This is a genomic window from Paraburkholderia sp. GAS448 (genome assembly GCF_050435685.1).
Taxonomy (GTDB): Bacteria; Pseudomonadota; Gammaproteobacteria; order Burkholderiales; family Burkholderiaceae; genus Paraburkholderia.
On sequence record NZ_JBNDKT010000022.1, the window covers coordinates 1 to 19,425 of the forward strand.

At 61.3% G+C, this 19,425-nt stretch carries 16 protein-coding genes and 1 tRNA gene; 5 read left to right on the top strand and 12 right to left on the bottom strand.

What is annotated here, in order from left to right; all coding sequences use genetic code 11:
• Together P3T23_RS30920 and P3T23_RS30925 are read left to right on the top strand one after the other, a co-directional pair.
• Positions 1-1,356: glycoside hydrolase family 24 protein (locus P3T23_RS30920; protein WP_429319893.1), on the top strand; the 1,356-nt coding region annotated here is incomplete at its 5' end.
• Between the two features lie 7 nt (positions 1,357-1,363).
• Positions 1,364-1,900: a hypothetical protein gene (locus P3T23_RS30925; RefSeq protein WP_429319894.1), complete on the top strand. Its 537-nt coding sequence runs from the start codon at positions 1,364-1,366 to the stop codon at positions 1,898-1,900.
• Positions 1,901-2,150: 250 nt separating this feature from the next.
• Here the strand turns inward: P3T23_RS30925 and P3T23_RS30930 are convergent.
• A tRNA-Pro gene (locus tag P3T23_RS30930) sits at positions 2,151-2,227 on the bottom strand.
• Positions 2,228-2,424: 197 nt separating this feature from the next.
• Between P3T23_RS30930 and sixA the strand changes: the two genes are divergently transcribed.
• A complete protein-coding gene (gene sixA, locus P3T23_RS30935) occupies positions 2,425-2,883 on the top strand; it encodes a phosphohistidine phosphatase SixA (RefSeq protein WP_429319895.1) in 459 nt (152 codons plus the stop codon).
• A 130-nt stretch (positions 2,884-3,013) separates the two neighbouring features.
• Positions 3,014-3,832 (top strand): GNAT family N-acetyltransferase, encoded by an 819-nt coding sequence (locus P3T23_RS30940; protein WP_429319896.1) that lies wholly within the window; start codon positions 3,014-3,016, stop codon positions 3,830-3,832.
• Positions 3,833-3,981: 149 nt separating this feature from the next.
• Here the strand turns inward: P3T23_RS30940 and ppx are convergent, their stop codons facing one another.
• Complete coding sequence (ppx, locus tag P3T23_RS30945) at positions 3,982-5,562, bottom strand: exopolyphosphatase (protein ID WP_429319897.1); 1,581 nt, start codon at positions 5,560-5,562, stop codon at positions 3,982-3,984.
• Positions 5,563-5,766: 204 nt separating this feature from the next.
• Here ppx and ppk1 point away from each other — a divergent pair, with 204 nt between their 5' ends.
• Entirely contained in the window at positions 5,767-7,830 is a 2,064-nt protein-coding gene (ppk1, locus tag P3T23_RS30950; protein ID WP_429319898.1) for a polyphosphate kinase 1, read from the top strand.
• Between the two features lie 75 nt (positions 7,831-7,905).
• Here ppk1 and phoR read toward each other — a convergent pair whose 3' ends face one another.
• From phoR to ftsH, 10 genes are all read right to left on the bottom strand, one after another.
• On the bottom strand, positions 7,906-9,219 hold the full coding sequence (gene phoR, locus P3T23_RS30955; RefSeq protein ID WP_429319899.1) for a phosphate regulon sensor histidine kinase PhoR: 1,314 nt from the start codon (positions 9,217-9,219) through the stop codon (positions 7,906-7,908).
• Between the two features lie 84 nt (positions 9,220-9,303).
• Positions 9,304-10,005 carry a phosphate regulon transcriptional regulator PhoB gene (gene phoB / locus P3T23_RS30960; RefSeq protein ID WP_006051991.1) on the bottom strand — a complete coding sequence of 234 codons (702 nt, stop codon included), beginning with the start codon at positions 10,003-10,005 and terminating at the stop codon, positions 9,304-9,306.
• Positions 10,006-10,030: 25 nt separating this feature from the next.
• Positions 10,031-10,735: a phosphate signaling complex protein PhoU gene (phoU, locus tag P3T23_RS30965; RefSeq protein ID WP_429319900.1), complete on the bottom strand. Its 705-nt coding sequence runs from the start codon at positions 10,733-10,735 to the stop codon at positions 10,031-10,033.
• 40 nt (positions 10,736-10,775) lie between these two features.
• Entirely contained in the window at positions 10,776-11,624 is an 849-nt protein-coding gene (pstB, locus tag P3T23_RS30970) for a phosphate ABC transporter ATP-binding protein PstB (RefSeq protein WP_429319901.1), read from the bottom strand.
• Between the two features lie 16 nt (positions 11,625-11,640).
• Positions 11,641-12,537 (bottom strand): phosphate ABC transporter permease PstA, encoded by an 897-nt coding sequence (gene pstA / locus P3T23_RS30975; RefSeq protein WP_429319902.1) that lies wholly within the window; start codon positions 12,535-12,537, stop codon positions 11,641-11,643.
• Positions 12,534-13,520, bottom strand: a complete 987-nt coding sequence (pstC, locus tag P3T23_RS30980; protein WP_429319903.1) for a phosphate ABC transporter permease PstC — start codon at positions 13,518-13,520, stop codon at positions 12,534-12,536. Before pstC ends, pstA begins: the two co-directional genes overlap by 4 nt.
• Positions 13,521-13,633: 113 nt before the next feature.
• Positions 13,634-14,665, bottom strand: a complete 1,032-nt coding sequence (pstS, locus tag P3T23_RS30985) for a phosphate ABC transporter substrate-binding protein PstS (RefSeq protein WP_429319904.1) — start codon at positions 14,663-14,665, stop codon at positions 13,634-13,636.
• Positions 14,666-14,997: 332 nt separating this feature from the next.
• A complete protein-coding gene (gene glmM, locus P3T23_RS30990) occupies positions 14,998-16,356 on the bottom strand; it encodes a phosphoglucosamine mutase (RefSeq protein WP_429319905.1) in 1,359 nt (452 codons plus the stop codon).
• Positions 16,357-16,395: 39 nt separating this feature from the next.
• Positions 16,396-17,196: a dihydropteroate synthase gene (gene folP / locus P3T23_RS30995; RefSeq protein WP_429320012.1), complete on the bottom strand. Its 801-nt coding sequence runs from the start codon at positions 17,194-17,196 to the stop codon at positions 16,396-16,398.
• A gap of 174 nt (positions 17,197-17,370) precedes the next feature.
• Positions 17,371-19,257 carry an ATP-dependent zinc metalloprotease FtsH gene (ftsH, locus tag P3T23_RS31000; RefSeq protein ID WP_429319906.1) on the bottom strand — a complete coding sequence of 629 codons (1,887 nt, stop codon included), beginning with the start codon at positions 19,255-19,257 and terminating at the stop codon, positions 17,371-17,373.
• Positions 19,258-19,425: the final 168 nt, after the last annotated feature.

Here is a 19,425-nt window from a genome sequence, read left to right on the forward strand (position 1 = left end):
GCGGCCGCAGAGGCCGATTACTACAGCGAGCGGCCCATCCTGCGCATCGACCGCGGAGTGAAACTGTACGCCGGTCCATCGGTTAAGCAGGAGGGGGCCAATGCGCCCCGGACAGGCGTCGTGCAGGTCTACAGCCAGTGCGTGCTGGATGCCTTGCCCGCCGATTGCAAGGCACCGGTTGACGACGACCCCTTCCACCACGGCCACGGCGAACCGTGGTGGAAAATCACCAGCGCCGACAGCCGGTATGCGGATATCACGGGCTGGGTGCGCAACCGGCAGACCCCTGCGGGCCGTGTGACGCGCGAATCCCCCGGCCACTGGATTGATTTCGAGATGTTCACGGATTCAGACGCGAGCAATCCGACGCTGTTTGGCACAACGGATGCCTGGCTGGACTATGTCCTGGACGCGGACAGGCCTGCCCTTGCCGACGTGGGCAGGCTCAAGCCGCTGGCGGCGGGTGTCTACCGCGCCATGTCGCCCGCGCGCAACGAAAAGGAGGCCGCCGATGAACTGCTGTCACACGGGGCGAACCGGTGGCTGCGGTTTCGCGCGTCCCGCCTGATTCCCCGACACCGCAGCGAATGGGCCAGCGAAGAAAGCTATCGTGAATTGCTCGCCCAGTTGCTGGCGCGCAGTGAGCCATCGCCCTATCACGAGGCCGAAATCGAACGCATCGGCAAACTTGCCTGGTGGAATGAGGTGCAGGGCAAGGTCAACCAGCCTTTCCCGGCCAGTCCCGATGTGTTCCACATCCATCCGATCGGGCTGGTGGGGAATTTTTTCCAGAGCGGCGCTGATCTGGCCGTCGAGGAAGCAAGGGTACGTGCTTTTTTAAGAATGATTCGAGTTGGAGAGGGTACGGAAACTCCAGCCGGTTACGAGCGTCTATTTGGTGGGCAATCGTTTATCAAAGACTACGGACGGGATTTTGGTGATCATCCTCGAATCCTAATAACTCGGACAAACAGCAAAGGGAAGACGTTGCGATCTACCGCTGCTGGTGCATATCAGGTAATGGGGTATAACTGGGACGATCCCACATATATGGCGTATCGGAGGCAATACAGGATCGCCGATTTCACTCCAGTTTCCCAAGACAGGTATTGCGTTATCTTGTTGAAATATAAGCGTCACGCCCTGGAGGATATTAAAAGTGGAGAAATTCAAAAAGCTGTCATTGCAGACGGTTGCAATCTTGAGTGGGCGAGTTTGCCGGGAAATGATTACGGGCAAGGTGGTGTCGGCATGAGTACGGTAAGCGCAAAATTTTCGGAATACCTGAATGATGAACTATCAGGGAAGAGTGATTTGGCCGTGCCAGTTGGCGGGCTTGATGATCTGATCGAATGAGGGTGCCATGAAGGTTATATTTCGAGCTTTAGCATTTTTTGTTGTCAGCGGGTGCTCCTTTGTATACGCATCTGATAACAACACGTTGCCAAGATTTTCGGATTACCTCGTCAATGTTTATCGTGGTCAACTAAAAGTGCCGACCTATTATAAAAAAACGGGCGGTGAGTGGCGTGACGATATGGGGAAATTGGTGGCTCCCCCCGAGATAAATTTCGCAGGTAAATATTATATCGGAATCCATAGTTGCGGGGCGGATTGTAGATACTATACGCTATCGGACTTGGCAAGCGGTTCTGATTCAAACGCGCTCGATATATTTTCAAATGATGAAGGACGCCCCCAGACGACTTCTGACGGTCGAACTTACATAACCAGTCTCGTAGGTCGGCCTGACAGCAAGATGCTGGTTGCGCAATATCATATTGAACAAGACGCAACCTCCAAAGCGGAGTGTCGAGAAAGGATTTTTTCTCTAAGTGAAGACGGGAAGGAGGTTAAGCCAATAACCAGAACCGTTAATTTTTGCGAGGAGTTTCACTGAAATTCGATTATGAGCAGCCGAGTGAGCTTCTAATCAATCGTTCATGAAATGCGCCGCCCACAGCTCCATTTTCGGGCGGCGCTGTTCCAGCAAATAGGTGGCGTTGCATCCGTCCAATACCCCCAACGCTGGAGCTCAACATGGCAGGTCAATGACTTCGCGTCGATCGAATTTCCCTGCACAGGGCCTGCACGGAACCCATAAAGCAAAAAGCCCGGTCGCGATGACCGGGCTAAGTGCTTGATTCCAATGGTCGGAGCGAAAGGATTCGAACCTTCGACCCTCTGATCCCAAATCAGATGCGCTACCAGGCTGCGCTACGCTCCGACGAATCCGAGATTCTACCTGGGTGCAGGTAGCGCCGTCAATCCCGAATCGCGCGACGGCGAATTCGACGCTGCCTTGCGGTTTCGTACACAGCCGTGCGACAGTGGGAATACTCATCGCAACACGCATGACGAAACCTGCGAGTGTGTCACGAACGCCGTGCACGCCCACGCATCCACGAGTCACAGGAGACGACGATGAACCTCATCCTCTGGCGTCACGCCGAAGCCGAAGACGTCGCCCCAAGCGATCTCGCGAGGCAACTCACCCCACGTGGCCGCAAGCAGGCACAAAGCGTCGCGAAATGGCTGCGGGCGCGGCTCGACGAAGATGCCGTGATTCTCGCCAGCCCCGCCGTGCGCACTGTGCAGACGGTCGAAGCGCTGACGGACCAGTACCGTGTCGTGCGCGAACTCGCGCCCGGCGCACGCGCCACCGACGTGCTCACCGCCGTGGGCTGGCCCGACGGCATCGCGCCCACGGTGGTCGTGGTCGGCCATCAACCGACGCTCGGCCAGGTCGCCGCGTTACTTCTGTCCGGCAACGCGTCCAGCTGGCCGCTGAAAAAATCCGGCCTCTGGTGGCTCGCCAACCGCGAGCGGGCTGGCGACGAGCAGGTCGTCCTGCGGGCGGCCATCAGTCCCGACCTCGTCTGATCCATACAATCACCACGCGGCAGGCTTACGACGCGTCATTGAATCGTCATTGCTTTGCCATGCGAGCGTCACCTGGCGTTACTACATTGGCGGGAAAACGGACTCCTCCTTTTCCGACCAGGAACGCCACATGCGAGAATTGCCGACGCCTACCCTGCCCTTCGCTTCGATCCTGTCCGAATCGCGCCGCCGTCTCCCGCGCGCCGAGGAAACGGTCACCGCACAGCATCGGCTGCAGGTCGCCTGGGCGAGGACCGATGAGGAGCTTCGCGAGGCCCAGCGTCTGCGTTACCGCGTCTTCGCCGACGAAATGGGCGCGCGCCTCACGGGCCCTGCCGGTCTCGACGTCGATTCGTTCGATGGCTACTGCGATCATCTGCTGGTCCGCGATCTCGACACGCTGAAGGTGGTCGGCACGTATCGCGTGCTGCCGCCGCACCAGGCTGCGCGTATCGGCCGCCTCTACGCGGAAAGCGAATTCGACGTTTCGCGCCTCACGCATCTTCGCTCGAAGATGGTCGAAGTCGGCCGCTCGTGCGTGCATCCGGACTACCGCAGCGGCTCGGTGATCATGTCGCTGTGGGCCGGCCTCGCTTCGTACATGATGCAAAACGGCTACGAAACGATGCTCGGCTGCGCGAGCGTCTCGATGGCCGACGGCGGTCACTATGCCGCCAATCTCTACGGCTCACTGCGCGATAGCGCCCTGACGGCGCCGGAGTATCGCGCATTCCCGCACACACCGCTGCCGGTCGAGGAACTGCAGGACGGCGCAGACGTCGCACCGCCGCCGCTCGTCAAAGGCTACCTGCGTCTCGGCGCGAAGATCTGCGGCGCGCCGGCATGGGATCCCGATTTCAATACCGCCGACTTCCTGACGCTCTTCCGTCTATCCGAGATCAACGCACGCTACGCACGCCACTTCCTTGGGGACGCACTGCCCTGCTAGGCATGTCAGGCATCCCTGACGCGACGTCACGCAAAGGGTGGCGCAGATAAAAAGCCCGACCGGTCGATCACAACCGTCGGGCTTTTTTATCGAGCGCGCGAATATCAGCCCGATGCGTGAGGTGAGGCCAGCGTGCTGATTCGTCGCGCCTACTCTTCCGTATAGACAACGCGATACGGCATGCCGACTTTCTCCCACTCCGCGGCTTCCTGAATCAGGCTGTAGTCGGTGAGCGGATTGGCGGCGACCCATTCGTTGGGCAGGCGCACTTCATAACCGGCATTGACCTGCGCGACGAGGATACCAGGCAAGCCGACATCCGCACGACGGCGGCACAGCAGCGCCGCCAGGCGCAGACAGAACAGCAAAGGCCACTCCACCTCACGCGCCTGCGACAGCTTGCCGAGCTTGCCCGCATGCCCGAGCACGAGCGCGGCGAGCCGCGCCTGATCGGTGCGCGAAAAGCCCGGCATGTCCGCGTTGCTCGCGATATACGACGAATGCTTGTGATACGCGCTGTGCGAAATCGACAGGCCGATCTCGTGCAACGACGCCGCCCAGCCGAGGAACATCCGGTTCTCCGCGCGGCGCTCCTCGTCGGGTTCGTCGAACTGATCGTAAAAGCGCACCGCGAGTTCGCCGATCCGGCCCGCCTGCGCCCGATCCACTCCATAGCGCCGCATGAATCCCTCGACCGTAACCGTGCGCATGTCTTCATGCTGCGACCGCCCCAGCAGGTCATACAGCACGCCCAGACGCAATGCGCCATCGGTCGTATCGACGTAATCGATGCCGAGTTCATCGAACACCGCCAGCATGATCGACAGCCCGCCTGCGAGCACAGGAATCCGGTCGCTCTTGAGCGCGACCAGTTTCAGCCGGTTGACGTTTTCCGCCTTGATCAACGCCCGCTTCAGACGCTCCAGTCCACCGCGCGAAATGCCATGCGTGATGCCCACGTCGTTGAAGCCGTTGGCCTCGACCAGTTCGGCAAGTGCGCGTGCCGTGCCGGACGAACCGATCGCCTGATCCCAGCCGGTCTGCCTGTAGACGCTGGAAATGATCTGGATTTCGCGCGTAGCGGCGAGCTCGGCCTGGCGCATCGTGTATTCGTCGACGTTGCCCGCCGGAAAAAACGCCCGGCTGTGACTGACACACCCGATGTACAGGCTTTCCATCTTGATCGGCGTGTAGTGCGAGCCGATGATGAATTCGGTCGAGCCACCGCCGATGTCCACCACGAGCCGCTTGCCTGCGCTCGCCGGTACCGAATGTGCAGCGCCCGCATAAATCAGGCGGGCCTCTTCCCGGCCGGCGATCACTTCGATCGGAAAGCCGAGCGCTGCTTCCGCTTCGCCCAGAAACTCCCCGGCGTTCTTGGCAATACGCAACGTGTTGGTCGCTACGGCGCGCACGTGATCGGGATGAAAATCCCGCAGGCGCTCGCCAAACCGCTTGAGCGCATCCCAACCGCGCACCTGCGAAGCGCGATCGAGCATCTTGTCGCGAGACAGGCCCGCCGCAAGGCGCACGGGTTCGCGCAGCGCATCGACCTGATAGATCTGGCTGCCCGCATCGGTTTCTTCAACGCGGCCCACGATCAGCCGGAAGCTGTTCGAGCCCATGTCGACGGCGGCGAGGAGTTGTGGCGTATTGACCATCGATTGAGCTGACTCCATGCGCGCTAGCGCTGCCACCTTTAGAGCCGCAGCGCTGTTGAAAGACGCCATTTTAAGCGTACTGGTCCTCACGGTGTCACCCCTCGCGATTGTGGGTGCGTTATGGTCCCACATACACTGAGTCGGATTGACGACACCTGGCAAATACAGCGTAGAATTTACGACAGTCAAAGAATGTCATGAGAACGTCATCATACTGTGAGAGCTTCCGAGCGTCCTTTTGAGTCTTCATCCGACATTCCATTCCCGCTGCCGATGTCCATCCGCTACCCCCTTCTGAATCGCGAACTGGGCATTCTGGGTTTCAACGAGCGTGTGCTGGCGCAAGCCGCCGATCCCGCCGTGCCGTTGCTCGAACGTCTGCGCTTCATCTGCATCACCAGTAGCAATCTCGACGAATTCTTCGAAGTCCGCATGGCCGGCCTGCAGGAACAGATGCGCGACAACCCGGGCGCGCTCTCGCCCGACGGCATGTCGTTGCAGCACGTGTACGACCTCGTGGTCGAACGCGCGCAGAAGCTCGTGCATCGCCAGTACGCGATGCTGCACGACACCGTGCTGATGGCGCTCGAACACGAGGGCATCTATTTTCACGGCACCGAAGTGTGGAACGAGACCCAGACCGAATGGGCGCGCAACTACTTTTTCGATGAACTGCTGCCGGTGCTGACGCCGATCGGCCTCGACCCGGCGCATCCGTTCCCGCGCGTGCTGAACAAGAGCCTGAACTTCGTCGTCGAGCTCGAGGGCAAGGATGCGTTCGGCCGCCAGGCTGTGATGGGCATCGTGCAGGCGCCGCGTGCGCTGCCGCGGCTCGTGCGCATGCCGCAGGAACTGTCGGGCTATCCGCATGGTTTCGTGCTGCTTAGCTCGCTCCTGCAGCGCTTCGTCAACGAGCTGTTTCCCAACCTCGTCGTGCGCAGCTGCAACCAGTTTCGTATCACGCGCAACAGCGAACTCTTCGTCGACGAAGACGAAATTACCAATCTGCGCGTCGCGCTGCAGGGCGAACTGCCGGCGCGGCACCTCGGCAACGCGGTGCGGCTCGAAGTGTCGGCGGAAACGCCGGCGCATCTCGCGCGACGACTGCTCGACGAAAGCGGCCTGTCGGAAAAGGATTGCTATTACGTCGATGGTCCCGTGAATCTCGTGCGGCTGATGCAGTTGCCTGAGATGGTCGACCGACCCGACCTCAAGTTCGTCCCGCACATTCCCGCGACCCCGAAACAGATCGCGAACACCGCGAGCCTGTTCGATGTGATCGATCAGGGCGACGTCCTGCTGCACCATCCGTACGAGAGCTTCCAGCCGGTGCTGGAGCTGCTGTTGCAGGCTGCGAAGGATCCGAGTGTCGTCGCGATCAAGCAGACCATCTACCGCACGGGCACCGATTCGCCGCTGATGGATGCGCTGATGCAGGCGGCACGCAACGGCAAGGAAGTGACGGTGGTGGTCGAACTGCTGGCGCGCTTCGACGAGGAAACGAATATCAACTGGGCATCGCAGCTCGAAGCGGTGGGTGCGCACGTCGTGTACGGCGTGGTGGGGCACAAGTGCCACGCGAAGATGATGCTGATCGTGCGGCGTGTGTCGGTCAACGGCAAATCGATGCTCAAGCGTTACGCGCACCTCGGCACGGGCAACTATCATCCGCGCACGGCGCGTCTTTATACCGACTTCGGCCTGATGACGTGCGACCAGAAAATCTGCGAAGACGTGCACCACGTATTCCAGCAACTGACCGGCATCGGTGGTGAACTGACGTTGCATGAGTTGTGGCAATCGCCGTTTACGTTGCATCCGAAGCTCGTCGAAGCGATTCGCGCGGAAGCCGATCACGCCCGCGCCGGCCGCAAGGCGCGCATCGTCGCGAAAATGAATGCGCTGCTCGAGCCCACCGTGATCGCGGAGCTATATGAGGCGTCTCAGGCCGGCGTGAAGATCGATCTGATCGTGCGCGGCGTGTGCTCATTGCAGCCAGGCGTGCCGGGTCTGTCGGAGAACATCACGGTGCGCTCGATCATTGGGCGTTTTCTGGAACACCACCGGATCTACTACTTCTACGCCAATGGCGAGGAACAGGTGTATCTGTCGAGCGCCGACTGGATGGACCGGAATTTCTTCCGGCGCGTCGAAGTGGCGTTTCCGGTCAATAGCCGCCGGTTGAAGCGGCGCGTGATTGCTGAAGGGCTGTCCGCATTTCTCGGCGACAACCAGGCCGCGTGGCTCATGCAAAGCGATGGCCACTACCGCCGGCGCCGCCCTGGCAAGTCGTCGCGCAACGCGCAGATGAGCCTGCTCGCGAAGTTCTGCACGTAGGAGGAGAAACCGCCTTGCAGGTGGCTACGTCGGCCGGGCGCGAAGGGCGGCGCGCACGGCGCGCCCGGTGCACGTTTAAACCGGGGCGGGCTGCCGCCGCGTCGTGCGGGATACCGGGAACCGCACGGTAAACGTGCTTCCCTTCCCCACTTCGCTCTTCACTTCGAGCTGCGCATCGTGCCGTTGCAGCACGTGCTTGACGATTGCGAGTCCGAGCCCGGTGCCGCCGGTGTCGCGCGAGCGGCTGCGGTCCACGCGGTAGAAGCGCTCGGTCAGCCGGGGGATATCGGCGGCTGGAATCCCCAGCCCGCTATCGGTCACGGAAAACACCGCCCCGCCGCCGGTCGCGTGCCAGTCGACGTGAATCCTGCCGCCGTCCGGCGTATAGCGGATCGCGTTCGTCACCAGATTGCCGAGCGCACTGAGGATTTCCGTTTCGACGCCGGTGACGGTCAAACCTTCGTCGGCATCGAACGAAATGCGATGCCTGCCGCCCGAGAGACTTTCCGCATCGTCCTGCAGATGCCGGATGACAGCGCGCATATCGACCATCTGATCGCTCGGCAGCTTGCCGTCGCCTTCGAGCGTCGCGAGCACCAGCAGATCGCTGACGATGTGCCGCATGCGCCCCGCCTGCTGCTCCATCAGTTCGAGGTAACGCGTGCGTTCGGCCTCGCTGAGCGGCAACTCGCGCATCGTCTCGAGAAAGCCCGACAGCACCGTCAGCGGGGTCTTCAGTTCATGCGACACATTCGCCACGAAGTCGCGCCGCATCGCGTCGGTACGCTCAAGTTCGGTGATGTCCTGCGACAGGACGAGCTTGCGATTTTCGCCGTACGGAAATACCTGCACGGACAGCACGTTTTGCCGCTTGTCGCCCATCCCGCGCATGATCAGCATCTCGTCGTAATGATGCGAATTCAGATACCTGACGAAATCGGGCTGACGAACCAGATGGGTGATGTGCTGACGCAGATCGCGTTTCGCATCGAGACCGAAGTGCACTTCCGAGATTGCATTGCACCACTCGATCTGATCGTGATCGTCGAGCATCGCGACGCCGTTCGGCGAGGCCTGAATGGCCTGAATAAAGCGCGAATGCTGCTGCTCGACCTGACGCACCTGGGCGTGCCAGCGCTTCGCGAGCTTGTGGAGACGGTAGTAGATTTCGCCCCAGATGCCGGGCGCGCTCGGCACTTCGCCGTAGACAGGCGCATCGAGCAGACGCCACAGACGCTGCTTGTGGAACGTCCCGATGAAACTCTGCACGACCAGCACCACGATCGCGAGAATCAGCGCCGCCCTGACGTTCAGAAGCGCGCCAACCGCCGCACACGCGATCGCCAGCAGCACGAGCGACACGACGGAGCGCGCCCAGATGACGTTCATGTTCTACCGATCGAAGAGAAGATAGAGCTCGCCGCGACGGAACCGTCGCGGCGTTGCAGTCGGGTCAGTCAGCGCCCTGCGTTGTCAGGCGCTTTTGGCGAGCCGGTAACCGCTGCCGCGTACCGTTTCAATCATAGCATCGCACCCGGCCGGCTTGAGTGCGGCGCGCAGGCGCTTGATATGGACGTCCACCGTACGCTCCTCGACGAAGACATGATCGCCCCACACCTGATCGAGCAGTTGCGTGCGGCTGTGCACGCGCTCCGGGTGCGTCATGAAGAAATGCAGCAGACGGAATTCGGTCGGACCGAGATCGAGCTTGATCTCGCTGCCTTCCGCGTGAGCCGCGACCCGGTGCGTCGCCGGATCGAGCTTTAGACCGTTGATCGCCACGACGTCTTCTGTCAGCTGCGGCGCGCGCCGACGCAGGACCGCCTTGATCCGCGCCATCAGCTCCTTCGGCGAGAACGGCTTCGTCACGTAGTCGTCAGCGCCGATTTCGAGGCCGAGCACCTTGTCCTGCTCATCGCCACGTGCGGTCAGCATGATGATCGGGATGTGCTTCGTCCGTTCGTTGTTGCGCAGGTCGCGAGCGAAGGCAATGCCAGACTTGCCCGGCAACATCCAGTCGAGCAGGACCAGGTCCGGCAGCACATCGCTGATCAGGTTCTGCGCCTGCTCGGCGTTGTACGCGCGAATCGGACAATGTCCCGCATGCTGAAGATTGACCGAAATCAGTTCGGAAATTGCGGGCTCATCTTCGATGACGAGAATGCTGCTGGGCATCGGCACCTCTATATCCTTGACTGGGTTAACTGAGCGCTTCGCGCTCGAGCGCGTCACGCGACTTGTGTCGCACGTCCGTGCCCTTCACGATGTAAATGATGAATTCGGCGATGTTCTTCGCGTGGTCGCCGATCCGTTCGATCGCCTTCGCGATGAACAGGAAATCGAGGCCCACCGAAATCGAACGCGGATCTTCCGTCATGTACGAAATCAGCTTGCGCACGAACGCGCGGAATTCTTCGTCGATCGCCTTGTCGTCGCGCACGATCTGCGCGGCGGCAACCGTATCGAGGCGCGCGAACGCATCGAGCGCGCGGCGCAGGATCGTCACGGCCATCTCGCCCGACAGCTTGATCTCGGCGATGTTGATCGTGCGCGACGCGCCGTCTTCCATCAGGCGCTTGGTGCGCTTCGCGATCTTTTCGGCTTCATCGCCGGCACGCTCGAGATTCGTAATGGTCTTCGAAATCGCGATCAGCAGACGCAGATCGCGCGCGGCCGGCTGGCGCCGCGCGATGATATTGCTGCACTCTTCGTCGATCTCGACTTCCATCGTGTTCAGACGGGCTTCAGCCGTGATCACCTGTTCGGCGAGATCGAGGTCGAAGTTGTTGAGCGCCTCCATCGCTTTGACGATCTGCGATTCGACGAGGCCGCCCATTTCGAGCACCTTCGACGAAACGAGATTCAGGTCGGCGTCGAACTGGCTGGAGAGGTGTTTGTCGGACATGTCTTGCTCCTTATGCTCCCTGCGTTGCTCTGTCAGCGGCTTAGCCGAAGCGGCCGGTGATGTAGTCTTCCGTTTCCTTGCGGACCGGCTTGATGAAGATCTTTTCGGTGTCGCCGAATTCGATCAGTTCGCCAAGGTACATATAGGCAGTGTAGTCCGAACAGCGCGCCGCCTGCTGCATGTTGTGGGTGACGATCACCACGGTGTAGTCGCTTTTCAGCTCGGCGATCAGTTCTTCGATACGGCCGGTCGAGATGGGATCGAGCGCCGAGCACGGTTCATCGAGGAGCAGCACTTCAGGGCGGATCGCGATCCCGCGGGCGATGCACAGACGCTGCTGCTGGCCGCCTGAGAGGCCGTAGCCGCTCTGGCCGAGCTTGTCTTTCACTTCGTTCCAGAGCGCCGCTTTCGTCAGCGCCCATTCGACGCGATCATCCATCTCCGAGCGCGACAGCGACTCGAACATCTTTACGCCGAATGCGATGTTGTCGTAGATCGACATCGGAAACGGCGTCGGCTTCTGGAACACCATGCCGATCCGGGCGCGCAAGAGCGAGATATCGCGCTTCGAGGCCAGCAGGTTTTCGCCGTCCATCAGGATTTCGCCTTCCGCACGCTGCTCCGGATAGAGCGCATACATCTTGTTGAACGTGCGCAGCAGGGTCGACTTGCCGCAACCCGACGGGCCGATGAACGCCGTCACCTTGCCTTCGGGGATGCGCAGGTTGATGTTCTTCAGCGCGTGATATTTGCCGTAGAAGAAGTTGAGGTCGTTGACCTCGATCTTCGGCCGCGACGGCGCGAGTGCGTTGTCGCCCTGGGCGGGATCGAAACCGGCTGGCGCGGCAGGACGCGCGGCGGTGTTGAGGTGACTTTCTGCCATATTCATCGGAATGATTCCGCCCTTACTTATTCGAGAAGATCGTGCGTGCGAGGATGTTCAACCCGAGCACCCCGAGCGTGATCAGGAACACACCGGCCCACGCAAGCGATTGCCACTGCGCGAACGGGCTCATGGCGAACTTGAAGATCGTAACCGGCAGGTTCGCGACCGGCTGGTTCATGTTCCACGTAAAGAACTGGTTCGACAGCGCGGTAAAGAGGAGCGGCGCCGTTTCGCCGGCAATCCGCGCAACGCCGAGCAGCACGCCCGTCACGATACCGGCAATCGAAGCCTTCAGCGTGATCGACATCACCATCTTCCACTTCGGCGTACCGAGTGCGAAGGCGGCCTCGCGCAATGCGTTCGGCACGAGCTTCAGCATGTTTTCGGTCGTGCGGATCACGATCGGAATCTGCAGCAGCGCGAGCGCGACGACACCGGCCCAGCCGCTGAAGTGCCCCATTTTTGCCACCACGAGCGCGTACACGAAAAGACCCACGACGATCGACGGTGCCGACAGCAGGATGTCGTTGATAAAGCGCGTGACGCTCGCCAGCCAGCCCTTCTGGCCGTATTCGGCAAGATAGACGCCCGCGAGAATGCCGATCGGCGTGCCGATGAACGTGGCAGCCGCCACCAGCATCAGGCTACCGACGATTGCGTTCGCGAGACCACCGCCGTCGGTGTTCGGCGGCGGCGTCGACTGCGTGAACAGTTCGACCGACAGACCGCCGATGCCGAGGCGCAGCGTCGTAAAGAGGATCCAGACCAGCCACAGCAGACCGAAGGCCATCGCGGCCAGCGACAACGTCAGCGCGATCGCGTTGGTCATCTTGCGGCGGCGCTGGAGGCGATTGCGCATCGCCTCCAGCGCGGCTGGATCAGACGATCCGGGCATCTTCATGATGGGATCGCTCATTTCGCGCCCTCCCCTTTTTCGAGGCGAAGCAGCATGATCTTCGAGATCGAGAGCACGATGAAGGTAATCACAAACAGGATGAGGCCGAGTTCCATCAACGCTGCCGTATGCAGGCCTGGACTCGCCTCGGCGAATTCGTTCGCGAGCGCGGACGTGATGCTGTTACCCGGAGAAAACAGCGAGATGTTGTCGAGCAGGTTGGTATTGCCGATCACGAACGTGACCGCCATCGTCTCGCCGAGCGCACGGCCGAGACCGAGCATCACGCCGCCGATCACACCGGTCTTCGTAAACGGCAGGACGATTTTCCACATCACTTCCCACGTCGTGCAGCCGATTCCATACGCGGATTCCTTCAACAGCACCGGCGTGACTTCGAACACGTCGCGCATCACCGAGGCGATGTACGGAATGATCATGATCGCGAGAATCACGCCCGCGCACAGAAGACCGATGCCGATCGGCGGCCCGCGGAACAGGGCGCCGAAATACGGAATGGGGCCGAGCACCTGGCCGAGCGGTTTCTGAAACCAGGTCGCGAAAATCGGCGAGAAAACCAGCAAACCCCACATGCCGTACACGATCGACGGGACCGCAGCGAGCAATTCGATCGCGGTGCCGAGCGGCCGGCGCAACCACGCGGGCGACAGTTCAGTCAGGAACAGGGCGATGCCGAAACTCACCGGCACCGCGATGATGAGCGCAATGATAGATGTCGCAATCGTGCCGTAGATGGGCACCAGTGCCCCGAACTGGTCGCTGGGTGGATCCCAGTCGGCCGTCCAAAGAAAGCTCAGGCCAAACTTCTCGATCGTCGGCATCGACGCCACGATCAGCGACACAATAATGCCGCCGAGCAGCAACAGGGTAACGATAGCGGCCGCTCGTGTGAGGCCGCCAAAAATGATATCGCCGGCGCGGCTGGGCGCTTTCTGCTCCGCCCCGCTGCCAGGCGGAGTCGACACAATGTGGATGTCGGACATGTCAGCCTTCTGAGCCTGTTTCCAGAAGCTGCACGGCACAATGCCCTGCAGCTGATACTGCAAACCGCCCGGCCTCATGTGAGCCCGGGCGGCACGTCTTCAGACCGTACAGCTTACTCTGCGACCGTCTTGCCCGAAGCGTCCTTGACCTTCGACTTCCACTGCGTGCGGATTTCCGACACAACCGATTCCGGCAGCGAGATGTAGTCGAGATCGTTGGCAGCCTGGCCACCGTTCTTGAATGCCCAGTCGAAGAACTTCAGGGTCTCGGCGCCTTGCGGAGCCTTTTCCTGCGTCGTGTGCAGCAGCACGAACGTCGCGCCGACGATCGGCCATGCTTCCTTGCCCGGCTCGTTCGTCAGAATCTGGTAGAACGACTTTGACCAATCCGCGCCCGCTGCCGCTGCCTTGAACGTTTCCGTCTTCGGCTCGACCACCGTGCCCGACGAATTCTTCATACCGACGTACGTCATATGGTTCTGCTTGGCATACGCCCATTCCACATAGCCGATCGCGCCCGGCAGACGCTGCACGAAGGCTGCGACGCCATCGTTACCCTTGCCGCCCGTACCCGTCGGCCAGCTGACCGTCGAACCTTCGCCAACCTTCGACTTCCATTCCGGGTTCACCTTCGACAGGTAGTTCGTCCAGATGAAGCTCGTGCCCGAACCGTCCGCACGGCGCACCACGGCGATGTCCGTATCCGGTAGCTTGGCCTTCGGGTTCAGCGCGGCGATTGCCGGGTCATTCCACTTCTTGATCTTGCCCAGGTAGATGTCGCCGAGCACTTCGCCCGACAGCGTCAGTTCGCCAGCCTTCACGCCCGGCACGTTGACGACCGGCACCACGCCGCCGACCACCGTCGGGAACTGGAACAGGCCTTCTTTCGCGAGTTCGTCGTCCTTCAGCGGAGCGTCCGAGCCAGCGAAATCGACCGTTTTCGCGACGATCTGCTTCACGCCACCCGACGAACCGATACCCTGGTAGTTAACCTTGCCGCCGCCCGTCTTCTGATAAGCGTCAGCCCATTTCGTATAGATCGGTGCTGCGAAGGTGCTGCCCGCGCCGGTGATGTCGGTGGCTTGCGCTGCGATAGCGAAAAGCGCGCCAGCCATGCCAGCGAACGCGGTTTGCATCAATTTCATGAGACCTCCAGTGGTGTGAGCGGATTACACGACACCGCGAAGAATAGGGCCTCTTTGTGACAGTAACGTGACTATTCGTGAAGCTGACGTGACAGTCGCATTACTGGGATGAAAGGTGTAGACGAGCTGAGGAGTAGGCGTCAGCGCGCCTCATTTCTGAGTCGCCTCTGGGGCGGCGGAGCGGGTCTGGAATGACTTGTGAGAGCGCCCTGCGCAATCCCAGCCTGGGAGGCAGGAAACAGGGGCAATACGCGGAGGAAGGGAGATCGGCGCCACCTTGTGTCCGCCCTCTTCCCCGCGTGCGGGCCGGAAGTCTATCCGGCCGCCGGCTTTCAGGACGTCGCCTGCTTGACGACGTCTGCGATCGACTCGGCGTACTGGACGGCGTCGCGTTCGCTTCGCGCCTCGACCATGACGCGCAATACCGGCTCTGTGCCGGAAGCGCGAATCAGCACGCGACCGGTGTCGTTCAACGCAGTTTCGGCTTCGCGGATCGCGCGGCGGATCGCATCGCTACCCTTCCAGTCGGCTCCGGGCTGCATCCGCACGTTGATCAGCTTCTGCGGGAATAGCGTGACGCCCTGCAGCAGATCGGCGAGTGTCTTGCTGCTACGCTTCATCGCCGCAAGCACGAGTAGCGACGACACGATGCCGTCGCCCGTCGAATGGCGATCCAGCGACAGGATATGCCCCGACCCTTCGGCCCCCAGTTGCCAGCCGTGTTCGTGCAGCTGCTCGAGCACATAGCGGTCGCCGACCGCAGCGCGGACGAACTTCACGCCCGCGCGCTGCAACGCCACTTCGACGGCCATATTCGTCATCAACGTCCCGACGGCGCCTTCGACCTTCCCTTCAGTCGCTATGCGATCCTGCACGAGCAGATATAGCAGTTCGTCGCCATTGTAGAGACGCCCCGTTGCATCGACGATCTGCACACGGTCAGCGTCGCCGTCGAGCGCAATACCGAGGTCCGCGCGATTCGCACGGACCGCGCGCACCAGCGCGTCCGGCGCGGTAGCACCGACGCCGTCATTGATGTTGAAGCCGTTCGGCGCCACGCCGATCGGAATCACATCCGCGCCCAATTCATGGAATACGTGCGGCGCGATGTCGTACGCGGCGCCATGCGCGCAATCGATCACGAGCTTCATGCCGCGCAGATCGAACGCCGCGGGGAACGTGCTCTTGCAGAACTCGATATAGCGACCGGCGGCGTCGTCGAGGCGCCGCGCCTTGCCGAGCTGCTCGGAAGCGGCGCATGCGAGTGGTTCGTTGAGCTGCTCTTCGATCTGCGATTCGACCTCGTCCGGAAGCTTGTTACCGTCCGCCGAGAAGAACTTGATGCCGTTGTCGTAATACGGATTGTGCGACGCGCTGATCACCACGCCCGCAGCAAGACGCAGCGCACGCGTCAGGTAGGCGATGCCGGGGGTCGGCATCGGGCCGGCCAGCATCACGTCGACGCCGGCCGCCGAAAAGCCCGCTTCCAGCGCCGCCTCGAGCATGTAGCCGGACACACGCGTGTCCTTGCCGATCAGGATCGTCGGGCGAGCACCAGTCTTGGCCCAGTGGTCCGCACCCGCGAGCACCTTGCCTGCGGCATAACCCAGCCGTAATACAAAATCAGGCGTAATCGGCGCTTCGCCGACCTTGCCTCGAATCCCATCAGTACCAAAATAGCGACGTGCCATCGTTAACTGCCCCTCCTCGCTTCCGTGTTCCGTGAATGGTCAGCTGCGACGCGCTGCGTCGCGCACGGCTGCCCATACTTTCAATGCATCCACTGTCTCCGCGACATCGTGCACACGCACGATCGCCGCCCCTCGCTCCGCCGCGCAGACGGCCGCCGCAGCACCGGCCACGACACGCTCGGAGGTATGACGCCCCGTCACTTTGCCCAGCATCGACTTACGCGACATGCCGACCAGAATCGGGAACGGCGGTTCGCTACGCGGCGCCGTCTCCCGCAGATGGGCCAGCAACGCATAGTTATGTTCCACCACCGCCTTGCCGAAGCCAAAGCCCGGATCCACACTGATCCGCGCCTTCGCAATGCCAGCCGCGGTCAGCGCGCCAACCCGCTCTTCGAGGAAGGCACGCACTTCGCGTACCACGTCCTCGTAGGCCGGCTCGACGGTCTGCATGGTTTGCGGCTCGCCCAGCATATGCATGACGCAAAGACCGCAGTTACTCTCGCGCACCGCTTCGATCGCGCCGGGCATACGAAAGCCCCAGACGTCGTTGATCAGGTCCGCCCCTGCCGCCAGCGCCTGCCGCATGACTTCGGGTTTGTACGTATCAACCGACAGCGGCATATTCGCGCCACGCAGTTGCTCGACGAGCGGAATGACACGCTCGAGTTCCTCGTCGAGCGGCACCGGCGGAGCACCTGGCCGGGTCGACTCGCCACCGATATCAATGATGTCCGCGCCGTCGAGCAACATGCGCTCGGCCTGGCGCAGCGCATCGCCACGCGTGACGAAGCGGCCGCCATCCGAAAAGGAATCGGGCGTGACGTTCAGAATGCCCATGACCAGCGGGCGCTCGAACGACAAGATAAAGCGGCCGCACTGCAACGGCTCAGGATCGGGATGATTCAGGATATCGGCGTTCGACACTGCTGTAATGATTCAGGAAGGAAGGGAAATGAATGCAAAACGGGCCGGTGTGCAATCACACCGGCCCGCAGTTTGATACCTTGAGAATCAGGCTGGCGCCGTCGCGTTGCCCGGCTTGACCTCGGTGCCCGTGCTGCCACCCGACGCGTCGCTTGCCGACGGCGGCGAACTCTTCGGCGAACGCGGCGGACGGCCCGCCATGATGTCGTTGATCTGATCGGCGTCGATCGTTTCCCACTCCATCAGCGCGGCAGTCATGGCCTCGACCTTGTCGCGGTTTTCGTCGAGCAGGCGCCGCGCCAGATTGTATTGCTCGTCGAGCACCCGACGGATTTCCGCGTCGACCTTCTGCTGCGTCGCTTCGGAAATCGTGCGCGTGAAGCCGCGGCCGAACGGCGAGGCGTCGTTTTCGTCGTCGACGTACACCATCGGTCCGAGCGCATCGGTCATGCCGAAGCGGGCCACCATCGCACGAGCCGTAGCGGTCGCCTTGTTGAAGTCGTCCGAGGCGCCTGTGCTGATCAGGTTCAGGAACAGCTCTTCCGCAACACGGCCGCCGAACAGGATCGCCAGACGGTCGAGGAGGTAGTCCTTCGAATACGTTTCGTTGTCGTGCTCCGGCAACTGCCACGTCACGCCCAGCGCGCGGCCGCGCGGAATAATCGTGACCTTGTGCACCGGATCGGCCTTCGGCAACAGCTTGGCGATCACCGCGTGGCCCGACTCGTGATACGCCGTCGCGCGCTTCGCATCTTCGCGAATCACCGCCGACTTGCGTTCCGGACCCATGAAGATCTTGTCCTTCGCGTCTTCGAAGTCCTGCATTTCGACGATGCGCTTGCCACGACGTGCAGCAAACAGGGCGGCTTCGTTCACGAGATTGGCGAGATCGGCGCCCGAGAAGCCCGGCGTGCCCCGCGCGATGACCGCTGCGTCGACGTCGTTCGAAATCGGCACCTTGCGCAGGTGAACCTTCATGATGTGTTCGCGGCCGCGGATGTCCGGCAGACCAACGTACACCTGGCGGTCGAAGCGGCCCGGACGCAGCAGCGCCTTGTCGAGCACGTCCGAGCGGTTCGTCGCAGCGATCACGATCACGCCGGAATTCGCTTCGAAGCCGTCCATCTCGACGAGCATCTGGTTCAGCGTCTGCTCGCGTTCGTCGTTGCCGCCGCCCATGCCGGCGCCACGATGGCGACCGACCGCGTCGATTTCATCGATGAACACAATGCAGGGTGCATGCTTCTTTGCCTGTTCGAACATATCGCGAACGCGGGCCGCGCCCACACCAACAAACATTTCGACAAAATCCGAACCCGAAATGCTGAAGAACGGCACCTTCGCCTCGCCGGCGATGGCGCGTGCGAGCAACGTCTTACCCGTGCCCGGGGGGCCAACGAGTAGCACGCCGCGAGGAATACGGCCGCCTAGCTTCTGGAATTTCTGTGGGTCACGCAGGAAGTCGACCAGTTCAGAAACTTCTTCCTTCGCTTCGTCGCAACCGGCGACGTCGGTGAAATTGATCGCGTTGTTGTTCTCGTCGATCAGACGCGCACGGGACTTCCCGAACGAGAAGGCTCCGCCTTTGCCGCCGCCCTGCATCTGCCGCATCATGTAGAACCAGAAACCGATGATCAGGATCGTGGGTCCGAGGTAGTACAGTGCCGACACAAGCGCGTTCGGTTCTTCGTCAGCCTTGCCGCTGACCTGAACGCCATACTTCATCAGGTCGCCGACCATCCAGATGTCGCCTGGCGACACAATCTGGTACTTCTGACCGTCTGCTGGAGTGACCGTGAGGTTCCGCCCCTGGACAATGACGTTCTTGACCTTGCCGTTCTTTGCGTCGTCCATGAACTGCGAATAGGAAACGCCTTCCTGGACACGGGGCTTGTCGAACTGCTTGAACACCGTAAACAGCACCAGTGCGATAACCAGCCACACTGCTGCCTTCGAAAACATATTGTTGTTCAAAGCACCACTCCTTCACTCATAGACGGGCGCCTACATTTGCCTTGCGGCACCACGAAAGCATTCTAATCCAGTCCGCAGACCCCTGCCATAACCATTCACTACCGCACAAATAGCCGCGGCGCAAGTCTGGCCTGTGTTGCGGGCGGTCGGGAAATGCACGGCTGTCGC